This window comes from Frankia sp. CcWB2 (assembly GCF_977927585.1).
Genome location: NZ_CDWRCM010000008.1, coordinates 1 through 16,738 on the forward strand (window position 1 = coordinate 1; position 16,738 = coordinate 16,738).

Below are 16,738 nucleotides of genomic sequence, written 5' to 3' on the forward strand. Positions count from 1 at the left end.
GGCCGTCAAGCGGGGTTCCGGCGAGCTCGCCGGTGGGGTGAACTACGAGGACATCACCTATGAGGCGTACGGCCCGGGCGGGGTGGCGATCCTCGTGGAGTGCCTGACCGACAACCGTAACCGGGCGGCGTCGGATGTCCGGGTGGCGATCACCCGTAACGGCGGCACGGTGGCCGACCCGGGGTCGGTGTCGTACCTGTTCAACCGCAAGGGTGTCGTGCTTATCGAGAAGACCGCCGGCCTCACCGAGGACGACGTACTGCTCGCCGTGCTCGACGCCGGCGCGGAGGAGGTCAACGATGTCGGGGAGGCCTTCGAGGTGGTCTCCGAGGCGACCGATCTGCACGCCGTGCGGGTGGCCGCCACCGGCGCCGGCCTGGCGGTCACCTCCGCGGACATCTCCTGGCTGCCGAGCGTGAGCGTGCCGCTGGAGGCCGAACCCGCCGCCAAGGTCCTCAAGCTCATCGAGGCGGTTGAGGATCTCGATGACGTCCAGAACGTCTGGTTCAATGCCGACATCTCCGACGACGTGATGGAGCTAGTCGGCAGCTGATCGTCTTCTCAGGCGATCTGTTGGGCGTGTCGTGGATGTCCGGTTGCGTCGCCGCCCCTAGATTCGAACGAATGTTCTTGTGAACGTGCGGTCGGGAGGGTGGATGCGGGTGCTGGGGGTCGATCCCGGGCTGACCCGGTGTGGCCTGGGGGTCGTCGACGGTGGCCTCGGTGTCCGGGCCCGCCTGGTCGAGGTGGGGGTGGTGCGCACCCCCGCCACCGCCGAGGTCGCCGAACGGTTGTGCGCCGTGTCCGACGGCATCGACGCCTGGCTCGATCGCACCCGTCCGGAGGCGGTCGCGGTTGAGAAGGTCTTCAGTCAGGCGAACATGCGTACCGTGATGGGTACCGCGCAGGCCGGGGCGGTCGCCATCATGCTGGCCGCCCGGCGGGGCCTGCCGGTGGGTCTCTACACGCCCAGTGAGGTGAAGGCCGCGGTGACCGGCAGCGGCCGGGCGGACAAGGCGCAGGTCAGTTTTATGATCACCAGGTTGCTCGGGCTGACCGAGGCGCCACGCCCGGCCGATGCGGCGGACGCCCTCGCGTTGGCGCTCTGCCACCTGTGGCGCGGGCCGGCGCTGGCCCGGTTCCGTTCCGCCGCGCCGGGCGGATCCACCTGATGATCGCGTCGTTGGCCGGCACGGTCACCGCGCTGACCCCGCTGTCCGCCGTCATCGAGGTCGGCGGGATGGGCCTGCTCGTCCACTGCTCGCCGTCGACGCTGTCGCGGCTGCGGGTGGGGGAGTCCGCCTCCCTCGCCACCACCCTGATCGTGCGCGAGACCGAGCTGACCCTCTACGGCTTCGCCGACGCCGATGCGCGCGACGTTTTCGAGATCCTGCAGAGCGCGGCCGGGGTCGGGCCCAAGCTCGCCCAGGCCGTGCTCGGAGTGCACGATCCCGACACGGTGCGCCGCGCCGTTGCCGAGGAGGATCTCGCGGTGCTGACGAAGGTCCCCGGTATCGGGCGCAAGGGTGCGCAGCGCATCGTCCTGGACCTGCGGGACCGGCTCGGTCCGCCGAGTGGTGGTGCGCCGCTGCCCGGCCCGCGCCCGACGCCGGGACCGGAACCGGAACCGGTGCCGGCCGATGCCGTCGGGGTCGCGGCGACCGTGCGGGAGGCGCTGGTGGGCCTGGGCTACTCGGGTCGTGAGGCCGACGACGCCGTGTCGCGGGCGCTCGTGGTCCTGGCCGCGTCCGCCGGCGAGGGCGCCGCTGCGGGTGGCGAGCGTGCCGTCCCGGGCGAGGGAGACGTCCCGGGCAAGGAAGGTGCCCCGGGTTTCCGGGCCGGGGCCGGCGCGGGAACCGGCGGCGCCCCGCCCGACGCCGCGGCACTGCTGCGCGCGAGCCTCGCCGTGCTACGCAGGTGAGGGCCGTTATGACGCCGCCAGGCGGCGCGCGGCCGCGTCGGGCGCTGGTCAGCCGGGGCGAGGGTAGCCGGGGCGGCGGTCAGCCGGAGCGGGGGTACGCCGGGGGGCGGGGGTACGCGGAGGTGGGACATGAGTGACGACGGCCTGGTGTCCGCCGCGGCGAGTCCCGAGGAGTGCGCCTTCGAGGCCGGGTTGCGTCCGCGCACCCTGGCCGAGTTCGTCGGCCAGCGTAAGGTGCGCGAGCAGCTTACGATCATGCTCGAGGGGGCACGGGCGCGCGGTCGCCCGCCGGACCACGTCCTGCTGTCGGGCCCGCCCGGTCTGGGTAAGACCAGCCTTGCGATGATCATGGCGCAGGAGCTCGAGGCTCCGCTGCGGATGACCAGTGGGCCGGCGATCGAACGCGCCGGGGACCTCGTCGCGATCCTCACCGCACTCTCCCCGGGAGAGGTCCTGTTCCTCGACGAGATCCACCGGATCGCCCGGCCAGCCGAGGAACTGCTCTACGCCGCGATGGAGGACTTCCGGGTTGACGTCATCCTGGGCAAGGGCCCGGGCGCGACCGCGATCCCCCTCGACGTGTCGCCATTCACGCTGGTCGGGGCCACGACTCGGTCGGGCCTGCTGACCGGCCCGCTGCGGGACCGGTTCGGGTTCACCGCCCATCTGGACTTCTACGACGCCGACGAGCTCGCCCGGGTGCTGACTCGCTCGGCCGGCCTGCTGGGGGTCACCCTCACCGCCGAGGGAGCCGCCGAGGTCGCTGGCCGGTCGCGTGGTACGCCCCGCATCGCCAACCGGTTGCTGCGCCGGGTGCGCGACTACGCGGAGGTGCGGGCCGACGGCGTGGTCACCCGCGAGATCGCCCAGGCGGCGCTGCGGATCTACGACGTCGACGGGCTCGGACTGGACCGCCTCGACCGGGCCGTGCTGGAGGCGCTGGTCACCCGGTTCGGCGGCGGTCCGGTCGGGCTCACCACGCTCGCCGTGTCGGTCGGGGAGGAACCGGAGACGGTGGAGGACGTGGCCGAGCCGTTCCTGCTGCGTGCCGGCCTGCTGATCCGTACCGCCCGGGGCCGGACGGCCACCCCCGCCGCCTTCGAGCACCTCGGTCTGGACCCCGTCACCGATCCGCTCGGCCGTACCCAGGTCTCGCTGTTTACCGAGGGAGAATGACTGTGAGAGGGCCGGTCGGCCGGGGAGCGGCCACTGAAGGTGATTGGTTCGTCCTGGGTGAGCCGTCCCCGTAACACCGGCCATTCCGGCCGGAGGAGGTCCTGCGCGCCGGGCACAACCGCCCTGCCCACCACGGGCATCCGATCGATACGTACGATCGCCGCAACACATCAGGAGGGCAGGACGTGCACGTACTCGTGGCAGCTTCGGTGACGGCCGACAAGGACGGGGGCAGTTCGATCAGCGGGCTCCTGTTCCCGCTGATCCTCATCCTGGTGATCGTCTACTTCTTCTCGATGCAGCGGCGCCGCGCCAAGGCGCAACAGCAGCAGATGTCGCGGATCGTTCCCGGTACCCTGGTGACGACCACCGCTGGTCTCTACGCCACGGTCGTCGAGCTGGAGGACGGTGACGTCCTGCTGGAAGTTGCGCCCGATGTCGTCTGCCGCTTCTCGCGCAGCGCGATCGCCCGGGTGATCAGTACGCCCGACGGAGCCGGGGACGGCGGGGAGTCCTCCGGGGAACCGCAGTCGCACGACGACGGTTCCGACGGCCCTGGTGGCCCTGGTGGCGCCGAGGCGTCGCCTCCCGGTGGTGGCGTCTCCGGTGGGGACGGCGGCACGGGCGGTGAAACGACACACCCGCCCCGCAAGGAGCTATGACCGCTGGTCACCTGACCGAGCACTACCGTTCGGGGAGCGGAACGCACCCTCGGTGACATTCGTTCGGATACTTTGGGCACCGCCGGTCCGGGCAGCGGCGAGACGAACGAGCGCCGGCATACCGGCGCGTGAGGAAGGGACTCGCAGGTGGCACGCGGCTCGGCACGGGTATCCAGGGGAATCTCCGTCTGGACCCGGCTGGGGATCCTCGGCGGTCTGATCGTCGTCCTCTACGGCCTCATGGCCGCTACCGGAAACTGGAAGCCCCGGCTCGGGCTCGACCTGCAGGGCGGGACGAGCGTCATCCTCACGCCTCGTGCCACGCAGGGGAACAACGTCGACAGCGGTGCCGTCAACCAGGCCGTCGACATCATCCGGCAGCGCGTTGACGGCTTGGGCGTCGCTGAGTCCGAGGTTCATCGCACCGGCAACCAGATCGAGATCTCGGTGCCCGGCCGCGGCCGCAACGACGTCGTGGATCTGGTCGGGCAGACCGCCGAACTGCGTTTCCGTGAGGTCGCCACGTCCGGCCAGGCCACCCCGGGGCCCATCCCCACCCCCACTGGGGCGGTCCCCGCACCCACACCGGGCGCGACGGGCCAGTCGGCCCCGACGGCCAGCCAGAGCACGCCGAGCATCGCGCCATCATCCCAGGCACCCGCTGCGTCGAACAAACCGGCCGCACTCGGTGACGGCACGGGCCGCGGCCTGATCGCCCAGCCGCTGTCGCTGGCCGCCGCGGGCACGCCCGCGGTGAGCGCGGCCTCGGCTTCTCCGGTGGCTTCGGCCGCCCCCGCGCCGGCGGCGACCGGGTCGACCGCGCCGGCCGGGGACAGCCCGCCCGCCGACGTGTTCGCTCGCTACGAGTCGCTGACGTGCGCAGCGGCCGACGTCCGCAAGGCCTCGGTCAGCACCGACCACCCGCAGGACTGGACCGCCGCCTGTGACCGGACCGGGACGACGAAGTACCTGCTCAAGCCGGCCACGGTGGTCGGGACGGATGTGAAGACCGCCTCCGCGGGCCTGCAGGGCGGCGGCGGGACCACGGGCGTCACCACCGGGCAGTGGGTCGTGAACGTCGAGTTCACCGGTTCGGGCCAGAACAAGTTCACCAAGCTGACCGAGAGCACGATCGGCAAGCAGGTCGCGATCGTGCTCGACGGGGTGGTGCAGTCCGCGCCGCAGACCAACGAGCGCATCCCCGGATCGGCCCAGATCTCCGGCGGCTTCAGCCAGTCCGAAGCCGAGGACCTCGCCAACGTGCTGCGCTACGGTGCCCTTCCCCTGGCCTTCGAGCGATCCCAGGCCGAGTCCATCTCGCCGACCCTCGGCCGTGACTCGCTGCACGGCGGACTGCTCGCCGGCGCCATCGGACTCGTTCTCGTCATCGCCTACTCCTTCCTGTACTACCGGGCGCTGGGCATCGTCGTGATCACCTCCCTCGCCGTCAGCGGTCTGCTGATCTACGCCTCGGTGGTGCTGCTCGGCGTGGCGATCGGGTTCACGCTGACCCTGGCGGGCATCGCCGGTCTGATCGTGTCGATCGGTGTCACGGCGGACTCGTTCGTGGTCTACTTCGAACGGATCAAAGACGAGGTCCGGGCCGGCCGCACGGTCCGGGCGGCCACGGATCGTGCCTGGCCCGCCGCGCGGCGCACGATGCTCTCCGCGGACACGGTTTCCTTCCTGGCCGCCGCGGTCCTCTACATCCTGTCGATCGGCTCGGTGCGCGGCTTCGCCTTTACGCTCGGGCTGTCGACGTTGAGCGATGTCGTGATCATGTTTATCTTCACCCGGCCGTTGGTGACATTGCTGGTGCGGCGCCGACTGTTCTCGGCCAGCCGGTACTCGGGCCTGAGCCCGAAAACCCTCGGCGGGCGTGGTGGTGGCGTGGCGCCGGCCGCTCCCACCCGGGCGCGGCTGGCCAAGCGGCCGGCGCCGGCCGGGCAGAGGCGGGAGAGCTGAGATGGCACTGGTCGGGCGGATCTACCGCAGCGACTTCAACGTCGACTTCGTCGGCCGGCGCAAGGCCTGGTATGCCGTCTCCGGCGTCGTGGTCACCGTCTGCATCATCAGCATGATCTTCCGTGGCTTCACCTTCGGTATCGAATTCTCCGGTGGCGCGGTCTTCCAGCTACCCAGCAGTGGCGGTACCGTCGCGCAGGTCGAGGACACGCTGTCCGGCATTGGGCTCGACCCGGCGGACAGCGTGGTCCAGCAGTTGGAGACCTCCCACCAGTTCCGGATCCAGACGCCGACCCTCTCCGACGCCCAGACCCGTGAGCTGACCGGCGCGTTGGCCAAGCGATTCTCGGTGTCGGACCCGGACCGCGACATCGCCGTGTCGACCGTCGGCTCGTCCTGGGGATCGACGATCACAAACAAGGCCCTTCAGGGCCTGGTCGTCTTCCTCGTGCTCGTCGTGATCTACCTCTCGGTGCGGTTCGAGTGGAGGATGGCGCTCGCGGCGATAGCCGCTCTCGTTCATGACCTCGTCGTCACCATGGGTGTCTACTCGCTGGTGGGTTTCGAGGTGACGCCGTCGACGGTCATCGCCGTGCTGACGATCCTCGGATTCTCTCTATACGACACGGTGGTGGTGTTCGACCGGGTGCGGGAGAACACCGCGGGCATGGGCACGTCGACGCGGCGGACCTACGCGGAGGCGACGAACGACGCGCTCAACGAGACGTTGGTGCGTTCGCTGAACACCTCGCTCATCGCCATCATCCCGGTCGCCTCCCTCCTCTTCGTCGGCGCCGGTCTGCTCGGTGCCGGCACGCTGAAGGACCTCGCGCTCGCCCAGTTCGTCGGTATCGCCTCCGGTACATATTCCTCCCTGTTCTTTGCCACGCCGCTGCTCGTCGACCTCAAACGCGGCGACCCCGCCGTGCGGGCGCTGGACGCGCGGGTCGCCCGCGAGCGCGCCAGGCGGGTCCGGGCAGCCGCGGGTGCGCCGGGCACGGCAGTTTCCGCCGGCGCGGCGGTCGATCCGGCCGGCTGGGGTGAGGACGGTCCTGTCCCCGACGAGCGGGCCGAGCAGGCCGTAGGACGACCCGCCTCCGGCGCGTGTGAACCGGTTCCGGCCGGGGCGAACCTGGGCGGTGCCGCCCGACGACCGTCGGGCGCGCCCCCCGCCCGGCGCGCCGCGGGGCGCAAACCCGGCCGGCGCGGACGGCCGAGCGGTAAGAAACGCCGATGAGCCAGGTCACCGGCCGCGCGGATCCGGGCGGCCCCGATCGTGTGGCGGCAGATCTCCGGATGCCCCTGAAGTCCGGACGACCTTGAAGGTGGGAGAAGCGGCACGATGACGAGCATCGACGACGCACCGCAGCGATCCGCCGCGCACGACGCGGTCGCCGAGGTCCTGCGTGGCCACATCCGCGACATTCCCGACTGGCCGCAGCCGGGGGTCGTGTTCAAGGACATCACCCCGCTGCTCGCGACGCCGACCGCGTTCGGGGTGGTCATCGGTGCACTGGCGGACGCGGCCCGGGCGCTGGGGGCCACCACGATCGCCGGCATCGAGGCGCGGGGCTTCCTGCTAGCCGCGCCGGTCGCGGACCGGCTGGGCGCCGGCCTCGTGCCGATCCGCAAGCAGGGCAAGCTGCCGGGGCCGACCCGAAGCGCGTCCTACGACCTGGAGTACGGCGCCGCCACGATCGAGATCCACGCCGACGCAGTGCACGACGGCGACCGGATCCTGCTCGTCGACGACGTGCTGGCCACCGGTGGCACCGCGGCCGCCGCCCACAGCCTGCTCGCGGCTGGCGGCGGGGAGGTCGTGGGGCTGGCGGTCCTCATGGAGCTGTCCTTCCTACCGGGCCGTGATCGGGTTGCGCCGCTCGATGTCGTCTCCCTTCTGGCGATTTGATCTTGCCTGGGCGAGGTCCGCGGAAGGCTTCTGACCAGTGCGGCGTTAGGCTCGGTGTCTAGTCCTTACGCAGGAGCGGTTCGTGCCCGAGGCAGCGCCGGTGACCACCGGAGTTCCGCCGCCCGCCGTCACTCCCTTCCGGGAGCCCCGGCCGGTGGGCGATGCCGCACGGGCCACCGCCGGATCGGCGGCGCGTGAGCCGGCAGCCCACGGGCCGGCAGCCCACGGGCCGGCACAGCCGCCGGCCGCGGATGGTGGCGATGTCCGCGGGGAGGAGTCACCAGGTGGATCCCCGGGGGGGTCCGAGCTGGTCACCGCGGTCGGCCTGGGACGGCGTCCCGAGGACGGTTCCCCGGTCGTCCCCCGGTTGGGGCACGAGTCGCCGCCGCTGCCGCGTCGGGTGCGCGGGCGGCTCTCCCGCTTTTCGACGCACCGGGCGACGCCTCCCTCGGCTCTCGATCCGGTGCTGCGCGGGCTGCTCGCGAACCACCCGCGCGCCGACATCGCCCAGGTGCAGCAGGCGTTCGAGGTCGCCGACGCGGCGCACGCCGGCCAGGTGCGCTTCTCCGGCCACCCGTACATCACTCATCCGATCGCGGTCGCGAGCATTCTCGCCGATCTGGGGATGGACACCGCGACGCTGTCCGCGGCGTTGCTGCACGACACCGTCGAGGAGACGACGCTCACCGTCGACACAATCCGGGACACCTTCGGTGACCATATCGCGCTCATCGTCGACGCGGTCAGCAAGCTCAACCGGGTCAAGGTCGGCGAGGCGGCCCAGGCGGAGACCATCCGCCGGATGGTCGTCGCGATGGCCCGCGACCCACGCGCGCTGGTGGTCAAGCTCGCCGACCGCCTGCACAACATGCGTACCCTGCGCTTTCTGCCCGAGCACAAGCAGGAACGCAAGGCCGGGGAGACGCTCGAGGTCTACGCCCCGCTCGCCCACCGGCTCGGCATGAACTCGTTGAAGTGGGAGCTGGAGGACCTCGCGTTCGCTGCGCTGTATCCGAAACGGTACGATGAAATCGTCCGGCTGGTCGCTGACCGGGCCCCGAGCCGGGACGTCTATCTGGCCGAGGTGATCGGGCAGGTGCAGGCCGGCCTGCGGGACGCGCGGATCAAGGCGGTCGTCTCCGGGCGGCCGAAGCATTATTATTCGATCTACCAGAAGATGGTGGTGCGCGGCCGTTCCTTCGACGACATCTATGATCTGGTCGGCATCCGCGTCCTGGTCGACTCGGTCCGGGACTGCTATGCCACGCTGGGCACCGTGCACGCGACCTGGAAGCCGATTCCCGGCCGGTTCAAGGACTACATCGCGATGCCTAAGTTCAACATGTACCAGTCGTTGCACACGACGGTCATCGGTCCCGAGGGCAAACCGGTCGAGCTGCAGATCCGCACGCACGCAATGCACAACCGGGCCGAGTACGGCATCGCCGCGCACTGGAAGTACAAGGAGGACGGGGTTGCGGCCCGGCCCTCGGCGGGGACCCCGGAGGGCGGGCGGGCCGGTCGGCGCAAGGGCGGACCCGACGCGGACCTCATGACCTGGCTGCGTCAGGTGCTCGACTGGCAGCGGGAGACCGCGGACCCGGGAGAGTTCCTCGACAGCCTGCGGTTCGCCGCCGAGACCGACGAGGTTTTCGTCTTCACCCCCAAGGGCGACGTCATCCCGCTACCCGCCGGGTCGACGTCGGTGGACTTCGCCTACGCGGTGCACACCGACATCGGTCACCAGTGCGTCGGGGCCCGGATCAACGGCCGTCTCGCAGCCCTGGACACCCCGCTGGACAATGGCGACACGGTCGAGATCTTCACCTCGCGGGCCCATTCGGCCGGCCCGAGTGGGGACTGGTTGATGTTCGTCCGTTCGTCGCGGGCCAGGACGAAGATCCGCCAGTGGCACGCCCGTGAGCGCCGGGAGGATGCGATCGTCGCCGGCCGCGACGCGATCGGCCGCGCGATGCGCCGCCACGGCCTGCCGCTGTCCCGCCTGATGAGCGGGGACGCCCTGCTGAACCTGGCCAAGGACCTGCGCTACGCCGACGTGGCCGCCCTCTACGCGGCCGTGGGGGAGAACCACGTCAGCGCCCAGTTGGTGGTCTCGCGGCTGCTCGTGGCCCTCGGCGGCCCGGAGGGGGCCGAGGAGGACGCGGGTGAGACCGAGCTGCCGATCCGCACGCTGCGCCGCTCGACCGGGGAGCCGGGGGTGCTCGTCACCGGTGCTCCCGACGTGTGGACGAAGCTCGCTCGCTGCTGTACGCCCATGCCCGGCGACGAGATTGCCGGTTTCGTCACCCGGGGCAAGGGCGTGTCGGTCCACCGGACGGACTGCTCCAACCTGTCGGGGCTGCGTGGCGGGCCGCACGACCGCACGGTCCAGGTCGAGTGGGCGCCGTCGTCGGGCTCGGTGTTCCTCGTCGTGATCCAGGTCGAGGCGATGGACCGTACCAAACTACTCTCGGATGTCACCCGGGTACTGTCCGACCGGCACGTGAACATCCTGTCGGCGTCGGTGGCCACCACGCGGGATCAGGTGGCGGTCAGCCGCTTCACGTTCGAGATGGGAGACACCAAACATCTCAGGCACATCCTGAGTGCGGTGCGTGCTATCGAGGGTGTGTACGGCTGTTTCCGCGTTACCTCGGGCGTACAGGTCTAACGGGTCGAATCAGGGGGGCGCCGTGGATGCTGAGACCGTGGGTGCGGGTCTGCCGGCCGGCGGCGGTCTGACCCCCGCGCTGTCCCGGGCCGACGGCGGCGCCGACGAGGCCTCCCGGGCCCTGTCGGCGGCCCGGCAGGCGAGCGTGCGTCTCGCCCACCTGGCCCGGCGGATGGCGACACCGCGGATGTCCCAGGTGCCGCCGGAGCTGCGTGACATCGTCGAGGCGCATCGCGACTATCATCCGCGTGCCGACATCGGCCTGCTGGTGCACGCCTACGGCATCGCCGAGCGGCTGCACGCCGGTCAGATGCGGCGCAGCGGGGATCCGTACATCAGCCATCCCCTCGCCGTCACCGAGGTCCTCGCGGAGCTGGGGGTGGACACGACCACCCTGATCGCCGCCCTGCTGCATGACACGGTCGAGGACACCGGGTACACCCTCGACTCCGTTACCCAGGAGTTCGGTGCGGAGGTGGCCAACCTCGTCGACGGTGTCACCAAGCTGGACAAGATGCGGTTCGGGGAGGCCGCGGAGGCCGAGACGCTGCGCAAGCTGATCGTGGCCCTGGCCCGGGACTACCGGGTACTGGTCATCAAGATTGCGGACCGGCTGCACAACATGCGCACGCTCGCTTTCATGTCCCCCCCCAAACAGGTGAAGATCTCCCGGGTCACGCTTGAGGTCCTGGCCCCGCTGGCCCACCGGCTCGGCGTCAGCGTGATCAAGCGGGAGCTGGAGGACCGGGCGTTCGCCGTGCTCCATCCCGCCGAGCACGCCCGGATCGCCGCCACGGTGGATGAGTTCACCGCCGCTGAGCGCGCGGCCGGAACCGTCGCGGCGCTGGTGACACGGTTGCGAGCCGGGCTCGTGGGGGCTCGCATCGACGGCGCCGTCTCCATCCGGGTCAGCCACCTGTTCTCGATCTACAAGCGGGCTCAGGAGCGCAACCGGCCCGTCCAGGACTACACCGACCTCGTCCGCGTTCTCGTGCTCGTCGACGAGGTGACGGACTGTTACGCGGCGCTGGGTGTCATCCACGCCCTGTGGCGACCGGTGCCCGGCAGGCTGCGCGACTTCGTGGCCACCCCGAAGTTCAACATGTACCAGTCCCTGCACACGACGGTGACCGACGACGCCGGCCGCTCCCTCGACATCCAGCTCAGGACGCCGTCGATGCACCGGCTGGCCGAGACCGGGATCGTCGCCCGACCGGTCGGGCCCGGCGCGGACGGCGCCCGCCTGGAGGGCCTGTCCTGGTTGCACAGCCTGCTGGACTGGCAGGAGGAGGTCGACTCGGACGAGTTCCTCGAGTCGCTGTCCTCGGACCTGGACGCCGACGAGGTGCTGGCGTTCACGCCCAAGGGCAGGATGCTCGCGCTGCCGGCCCGGTCCTCCCCGGTGGATGTCGCCTACGCCGTGCACACCGACATCGGGCACCGGGCGATCGGCGCCCGGGTCAACGGTCGGCTCGTCCCGTTGGATACCCGGCTGCGCAACGGCGACGTCGTCGAGATCCTGACGTCCAACCTCCCCGGCGCGGGACCGTCGGAGGACTGGTTGCACTTCGTCAGGACCTCCCGGGCCCGGGTACGTATCCGGCGCCGGCTGGCCCGGCAGCGCAGGGACGCCGCGGCCGGGGTGGCCGAGCCGGGCGTCACGACCACTCGGTCCGGGAACGGCGGCGGGGCGCGGACCGCCGGCGGCGCCGGCGGCGCGGACGGCGTCTCGTCGGGCCTGCCGTCGCCGGCCCGTCCGATCGCCCGGCGCGGGGTGCCCAGCCTCGCGGCCGTGGCGGACGACGGGGTGGGTGGTCGGGCGCCGGCGAGGCTGGCGCGATGTTGTCTTCCGCTGCCCGGAGACGTGGTCGTCGGCTTCGCGACGCACGGCAGCACCGTGTCTCTGCACCGCCGGGAGTGCATGAACGCCACCGAGGCGGGGTCGGACCGCGAGCGCGTCGCGGTGGTGACCTGGTCGGCACCGCAGGCGCAGATCTTTTCTGCGGAGATCGCCGTCGAGGCGTTCGACCGCTACGGGCTGCTCGCGGACATCACCGAGGTGCTCTCGGAGATCTCGGCGTCCGTCCGCGCGGCCTCGACGACCACATCCGATGATCGGGTCGCGCATGCGCGTTTCACGATCGAGGTCACCGGGCCGGAGCAATTGGACAAGGTGCTCGGCGCCGTGCGCGGCGTCGGCGGTGTCTACGACTGCTACCGCGTGTGCCAGACCCAGCGGCCGTCGGCTCACGGCGCGCTCGCCGGGGACGGGTGAAGCCAGCGTAGGCGGCGGTGGCACGGACCCGGGCGTGGCAGCGACCCGGGCGGGGGACCGCGGCAGCGGTAGGACCAACCGGTGGGTGGGACCAGGACGGTTACGGGGCCAGGCCGGTCTTCTCCGATCGGCGCGGGGTGTTGTCTCTTGCGCCCAGCGTGGCCTTTCCGCGCCGGAATGTACCCTCCGGATCAACCGGCGGTAAACGGCTTGCGACTGAACCGCCCATTCCGGGTGGATCCGGGTGGAACGTCACGCGGAGAATACGGACGATCCTACCGGACACCGTAAATTCAACGGCTACCGCCACTGATCGATGTAGGGTATCTTGCGTATCCATCGTTTTAGAGATGGGAGTGCGCGTGGGTTACCTTCAGGTCATCGTGAGTATCGACTCCCGGGAAATCGCTGACCGTATCGGCAGGCTCCTGGTGGAGGCGCGTCTGGTCGCCTGTTTCCAGGTGATCGGGCCGATGAGCAGCACCTACCGCTGGAAGGGCCAGATCGAGCAGGCCGAGGAATGGCTCTGTCTGGCGAAAACGACCACCGAACGATTCGACGAGCTACATGAGCGGCTCGTGGTCCTCCACCCCTACGAAAATCCCGAGATCATTGCGACGCCGATCGTCGCCGGCCATGCCGACTATCTGGGCTGGATCAGCGCCGAGACGGCACCCACCGTCAGGTGAGTGCCCGCAGCTGCTCGTCGAACTCGCGCACGGCCTGGGTGTGCTGCCAGGGCCGCAGGTGCTCCCGGGCGCGGCGGATACGGGCCAGGCCCAGCGAGAAGTCCGTCTGGGCCACGATCGCGAGGGACTCGGCCGCGAAGTGGCAGGCCGCCTCGATCTCCCGCCGCTGGATGTGCACCTCCGCGATGTCGCTCATCAGTAACGACCGCTTCTTCGTCGCACCGGGAGCGGCCGCCCGCAGTGCCTCGGTGGCCGCGGCGTAGGCCGCGGCGGGTCGCCGTAGCCGCGTGTAGGTGGTGACCTTCAGGCCATCGAGCCGGCCCCGGTCGAAGAACTGCGTCCAGACCCGGTCCCCGTTGCTCTCACCCCGGTCGAAGGCATCCTGGGCACGGTCGAGGGCGGCCAGCGCCGCCCGGCCCTCGCCGCGGGCGGCCTGCTCCTCAGCCTCCCGGGCAGCCAGCCAGGCCCTGGTCATCACCGTGCTGCCCGTGGCGGCCCGTCGCTGGGCCTCACCGAGCAGCGCGCAGGCCTGGTCGTGGCGGCCACGGCTGGCGGTCTGGTAGCTCTCGTAACCGAGCACGCAGGCCCACAGGGCGTTGTCGTCGGCCTCGCGGGCGGCCTCGATGGCCACCCGGTAGTAGGCGACGGCCGCGGGCAGGTCGTTCATGTCGAACGAGAGCCATCCGGCGAGCGCCGCCGTCTCCCCGGCGGTGGAGGTCAGCTCACGGCGCACCGGGGACCGGCTCATGGTCTCCAGCAGCTGACTGAGCCTGCTCAGATGCCCGGTGACTCGCTGTATCAGGATCCGGGCGGGAACGCGCTCCTCCAGGCCGTACAGCCCCGCGGTGAGCTGGCCCAGCTCGTCGGCGAGCTCCGGGGTCACCGTGCTACGGCGGCGCAGCGCCGCCGAGAGGCGCTCCCAGGGCGGGGTGTCCGTGACGCCGTTCATGGGCACGACGGCGACGCTGCCCGCCGCGGCGAAGAGCCGGAGAAAGTCCCGACGTTCCACGGGCATACCGTTCGTGTCGATCATGTCGGCGCCGGAGTGAAGCACGAGTGTGCCCGCGGCGCCCGTCTCGCAGGCCGCCTGTTCAAGGTTCATCGACGCGGCGACGGCCGTACCCTGACTGGTTCCGCCCAGCGGTGCTCCGGTGGCGGCGGGAATCGCTTCGTCGTCCACGAAACCGAGCTCCGCCGACGACCGGCCGAATAGCGCCCGCAACAACCGCTGATAACGCAGGCTCGGTTTCTTGTCGCCCTTCTCCCACTTGCAGATCATGTTGCCGGTCACCCCGGCCTCGCGACCCTCGTGGATGACGGAGAACCGACGGATCTCGGTGGCGAGCCGTTCCTGCGACCAGCCCCGTTCCTCCCGGCTCAGCCGCAGCCGGGTGTTGGGTGTGCGGGTGTTGGGCATCCTGCCGCCACCGGATACCTCAGGTGCTGGCGCGGAGGCCACCGGTGCGCGGAGAACTGCCGAAGGACCGGTCGTGAGCTGCATCGGAGCCTCCGAAGTCAATCGGTTGACTCCAGGAGCTTAACCCTCTGTGAGATAAGACGGTCATGCTCGGGCGTGGTCCCTTCGGGACCATCTACGGCAAAAGTGTGGTCATTCCGACGCGCCTGCGACCGCCAGCGTCTTCGCCGAGTGTCGCCTTCTAGAGTGTGATGGCGTGAGAGCCGGCCCCCTCGACCGAAGCCCTCGTCCACGACGTCCCGTTCCCCCAGCCCGACCGCTGCGCGCGTGGCAGCGTGCGGCCCTGGAGACCCACCGGTCACGGTCGTCGTCGGGCGCCCGGGACTTCATGGCGGTCGCCACCCCGGGGGCCGGGAAGACGACCTTCGCCCTGCAGGTGGCCGCCGACCTTCTCACTGCCGGCGAGATCAGTCGGATCACCGTCGTCGCGCCCACCGAGCACCTCAAACGCCAGTGGGCCGTGGCCGCGGCGGAGGTTGGTATCGACCTCGATCCGGACTTCCGCAACTCGGCCGGGGTGACATCCTCCGACTACACCGGTGTCGCCGTGACCTACGCCCAGGTGGCGGCGCATCCGGCCCTGCACCGCGCCCGGACCGCCGCGCGCCGCACTCTGATTGTCCTGGACGAGATCCATCACGCCGGCGACGCGCTGTCATGGGGTGAGGCGATCCGGGAGGCATTCACTCCGGCCGCGCGGCGCCTCGCGCTGACTGGTACTCCGTTCCGCTCCGACGTCAACCCGATCCCTTTCGTCACCTACCTGCCGGGCCCCGACGGGGTGATGCGCAGCATCGCGGACTCCTCCTACGGCTATGCCGAGGCGCTGCGCGACGGGGTCGTCCGCCCGGTGCTCTTCCTTGCCTACTCGGGTGAGATGACCTGGCGGACCAGTGTCGGCGCGGAACTGAGCGCCCGGCTCGGGGAGCCGCTCACCAACGAGCAGACCGCCGCCGCGTGGCGCACCGCGCTCGATCCGGGCGGGGACTGGATGCCGGCGGTGCTCGCCTCCGCCGACACCCGGCTGGCCCAGGTGCGGGCCGGCGGCATGCCCGACGCGGGCGGGCTGGTCATCGCCACGGATCACGCGGCCGCGCGCGCCTACGCCGTGCTGCTCACCCGGATCACCGGCACCTCGCCCGTGCTGATCCTCTCCGACGACCCGACCGCGTCGACCAAGATCGCCGACTTTCGCCGGTCGGCCGACCGGTGGATGGTGGCGGTACGGATGGTCAGTGAGGGCGTGGACGTGCCCCGCCTCGCGGTCGGGGTCTATGCGACCTCGGCGTCGACCCCGCTGTTCTTTGCCCAGGCCGTCGGGCGGTTCGTTCGGGGCCGCGGTCACGGGGAGACGGCGTCGGTCTTCCTCCCGAGCGTGCCGTCCCTGCTGGCGCTAGCCGGCGAGATGGAGGTCCAGCGGGACCACGCTCTGGAGAAGTCCCCGTGCGATCCGGACGCCTTTGACGACGACGCGCTGCGGGACGCCAACCGGCGCAAAGACACCCCCGACAAGCCGGACACCTTGTTCACGGCGTTGGGATCCTCGGCCCATCTCGACCGAGTGATCTTCGATGGCGGCGAGTTCGGCACCCCGGCGGCCCCCGGGTCCATCGAGGAGGAGGACTTTCTGGGCCTGCCGGGCCTGCTGGAGCCCGATCAGGTCGCGGTCCTGCTGCGCCAGCGGGAGGCTGCCCAGCAGGCCGCCACGCGCCGTGCCGCCGCCCGTGCCGACGATTCGGTCCCGGCCGTCCCGCCGGCCCGCGAGGGCGTGCAGCCGGCGGCCGAGGCGGCTACCCGGCCCGTACACGAGGTGATCGGCGAGCTGCGCAAGGAGCTGAACCGGCTTGTCGGCGCACACTTCCACCGCACGGGCAAGCCCCATGGGATGATCCACGCCGAGCTGCGCCGGACCTGTGGCGGCCCGCCGAGCGGCCAGGCCACCGCTGCGCAGCTCCAGGCCCGCATCGACACCATCCGCCGCTGGGCCGGTTGA

Annotated in this window: 13 protein-coding genes; 12 read left to right on the top strand and 1 reads right to left on the bottom strand. The window is 70.9% G+C overall.

Going from position 1 to position 16,738, the window contains the following annotated elements; translation table 11 throughout:
- The 11 genes from ACY45C_RS02005 to cutA all read left to right on the top strand — a co-directional run.
- Positions 1-553: YebC/PmpR family DNA-binding transcriptional regulator (locus ACY45C_RS02005; RefSeq protein WP_462185964.1), on the top strand; the 553-nt coding region annotated here is incomplete at its 5' end.
- A 103-nt stretch (positions 554-656) separates the two neighbouring features.
- On the top strand, positions 657-1,172 hold the full coding sequence (gene ruvC / locus ACY45C_RS02010; protein WP_462185993.1) for a crossover junction endodeoxyribonuclease RuvC: 516 nt from the start codon (positions 657-659) through the stop codon (positions 1,170-1,172).
- The gene (gene ruvA / locus ACY45C_RS02015; protein WP_462185965.1) at positions 1,172-1,921 is read left to right on the top strand and encodes a Holliday junction branch migration protein RuvA; all 750 of its coding nucleotides are present in this window, start codon (positions 1,172-1,174) and stop codon (positions 1,919-1,921) included. The genes ruvC and ruvA overlap by 1 nt, the downstream gene beginning before the upstream one ends.
- 129 nt (positions 1,922-2,050) lie before the next feature.
- Entirely contained in the window at positions 2,051-3,097 is a 1,047-nt protein-coding gene (gene ruvB / locus ACY45C_RS02020) for a Holliday junction branch migration DNA helicase RuvB (RefSeq protein WP_462185966.1), read from the top strand.
- A gap of 185 nt (positions 3,098-3,282) precedes the next feature.
- On the top strand, positions 3,283-3,759 hold the full coding sequence (yajC, locus tag ACY45C_RS02025) for a preprotein translocase subunit YajC (RefSeq protein ID WP_462185967.1): 477 nt from the start codon (positions 3,283-3,285) through the stop codon (positions 3,757-3,759).
- A 147-nt stretch (positions 3,760-3,906) separates the two neighbouring features.
- Complete coding sequence (gene secD, locus ACY45C_RS02030; RefSeq protein ID WP_462185968.1) at positions 3,907-5,724, top strand: protein translocase subunit SecD; 1,818 nt, start codon at positions 3,907-3,909, stop codon at positions 5,722-5,724.
- A gap of 1 nt (position 5,725) precedes the next feature.
- Entirely contained in the window at positions 5,726-6,961 is a 1,236-nt protein-coding gene (secF, locus tag ACY45C_RS02035) for a protein translocase subunit SecF (RefSeq protein WP_462185969.1), read from the top strand.
- Between the two features lie 105 nt (positions 6,962-7,066).
- Complete coding sequence (locus ACY45C_RS02040; protein ID WP_462185970.1) at positions 7,067-7,633, top strand: adenine phosphoribosyltransferase; 567 nt, start codon at positions 7,067-7,069, stop codon at positions 7,631-7,633.
- A gap of 82 nt (positions 7,634-7,715) precedes the next feature.
- A complete protein-coding gene (locus ACY45C_RS02045) occupies positions 7,716-10,304 on the top strand; it encodes a RelA/SpoT family protein (RefSeq protein ID WP_462185971.1) in 2,589 nt (862 codons plus the stop codon).
- A 22-nt stretch (positions 10,305-10,326) separates the two neighbouring features.
- Positions 10,327-12,579: a RelA/SpoT family protein gene (locus ACY45C_RS02050; RefSeq protein WP_462185972.1), complete on the top strand. Its 2,253-nt coding sequence runs from the start codon at positions 10,327-10,329 to the stop codon at positions 12,577-12,579.
- Positions 12,580-12,941: 362 nt separating this feature from the next.
- Positions 12,942-13,268: a divalent-cation tolerance protein CutA gene (cutA, locus tag ACY45C_RS02055; protein WP_462185994.1), complete on the top strand. Its 327-nt coding sequence runs from the start codon at positions 12,942-12,944 to the stop codon at positions 13,266-13,268.
- On the opposite strand, the gene ACY45C_RS02060 is transcribed toward cutA, so the two are convergent.
- Complete coding sequence (locus ACY45C_RS02060) at positions 13,261-14,769, bottom strand: helix-turn-helix domain-containing protein (protein WP_462185973.1); 1,509 nt, start codon at positions 14,767-14,769, stop codon at positions 13,261-13,263. The two genes, cutA and ACY45C_RS02060, sit on opposite strands and share 8 nt — an antisense overlap.
- 172 nt (positions 14,770-14,941) lie before the next feature.
- Here ACY45C_RS02060 and ACY45C_RS02065 point away from each other — a divergent pair, with 172 nt between their 5' ends.
- Complete coding sequence (locus ACY45C_RS02065) at positions 14,942-16,738, top strand: DEAD/DEAH box helicase (protein ID WP_462185974.1); 1,797 nt, start codon at positions 14,942-14,944, stop codon at positions 16,736-16,738.

What these genes read in the sequence shown, in the direction of transcription:
- ACY45C_RS02040 (WP_462185970.1), top strand. Translation starts at nt 7,067, where the DNA reads ATGACGAGCATCGACGACGCACCGCAGCGATCCGCCGCGCACGACGCG.
- secF (WP_462185969.1), top strand. Translation starts at nt 5,726, where the DNA reads ATGGCACTGGTCGGGCGGATCTACCGCAGCGACTTCAACGTCGACTTC.
- ruvC (WP_462185993.1), top strand. Translation starts at nt 657, where the DNA reads ATGCGGGTGCTGGGGGTCGATCCCGGGCTGACCCGGTGTGGCCTGGGG.
- ruvA (WP_462185965.1), top strand. Translation starts at nt 1,172, where the DNA reads ATGATCGCGTCGTTGGCCGGCACGGTCACCGCGCTGACCCCGCTGTCC.
- ACY45C_RS02060 (WP_462185973.1), bottom strand. Translation starts at nt 14,769, where the DNA reads ATGCAGCTCACGACCGGTCCTTCGGCAGTTCTCCGCGCACCGGTGGCC.
- ruvB (WP_462185966.1), top strand. Translation starts at nt 2,051, where the DNA reads ATGAGTGACGACGGCCTGGTGTCCGCCGCGGCGAGTCCCGAGGAGTGC.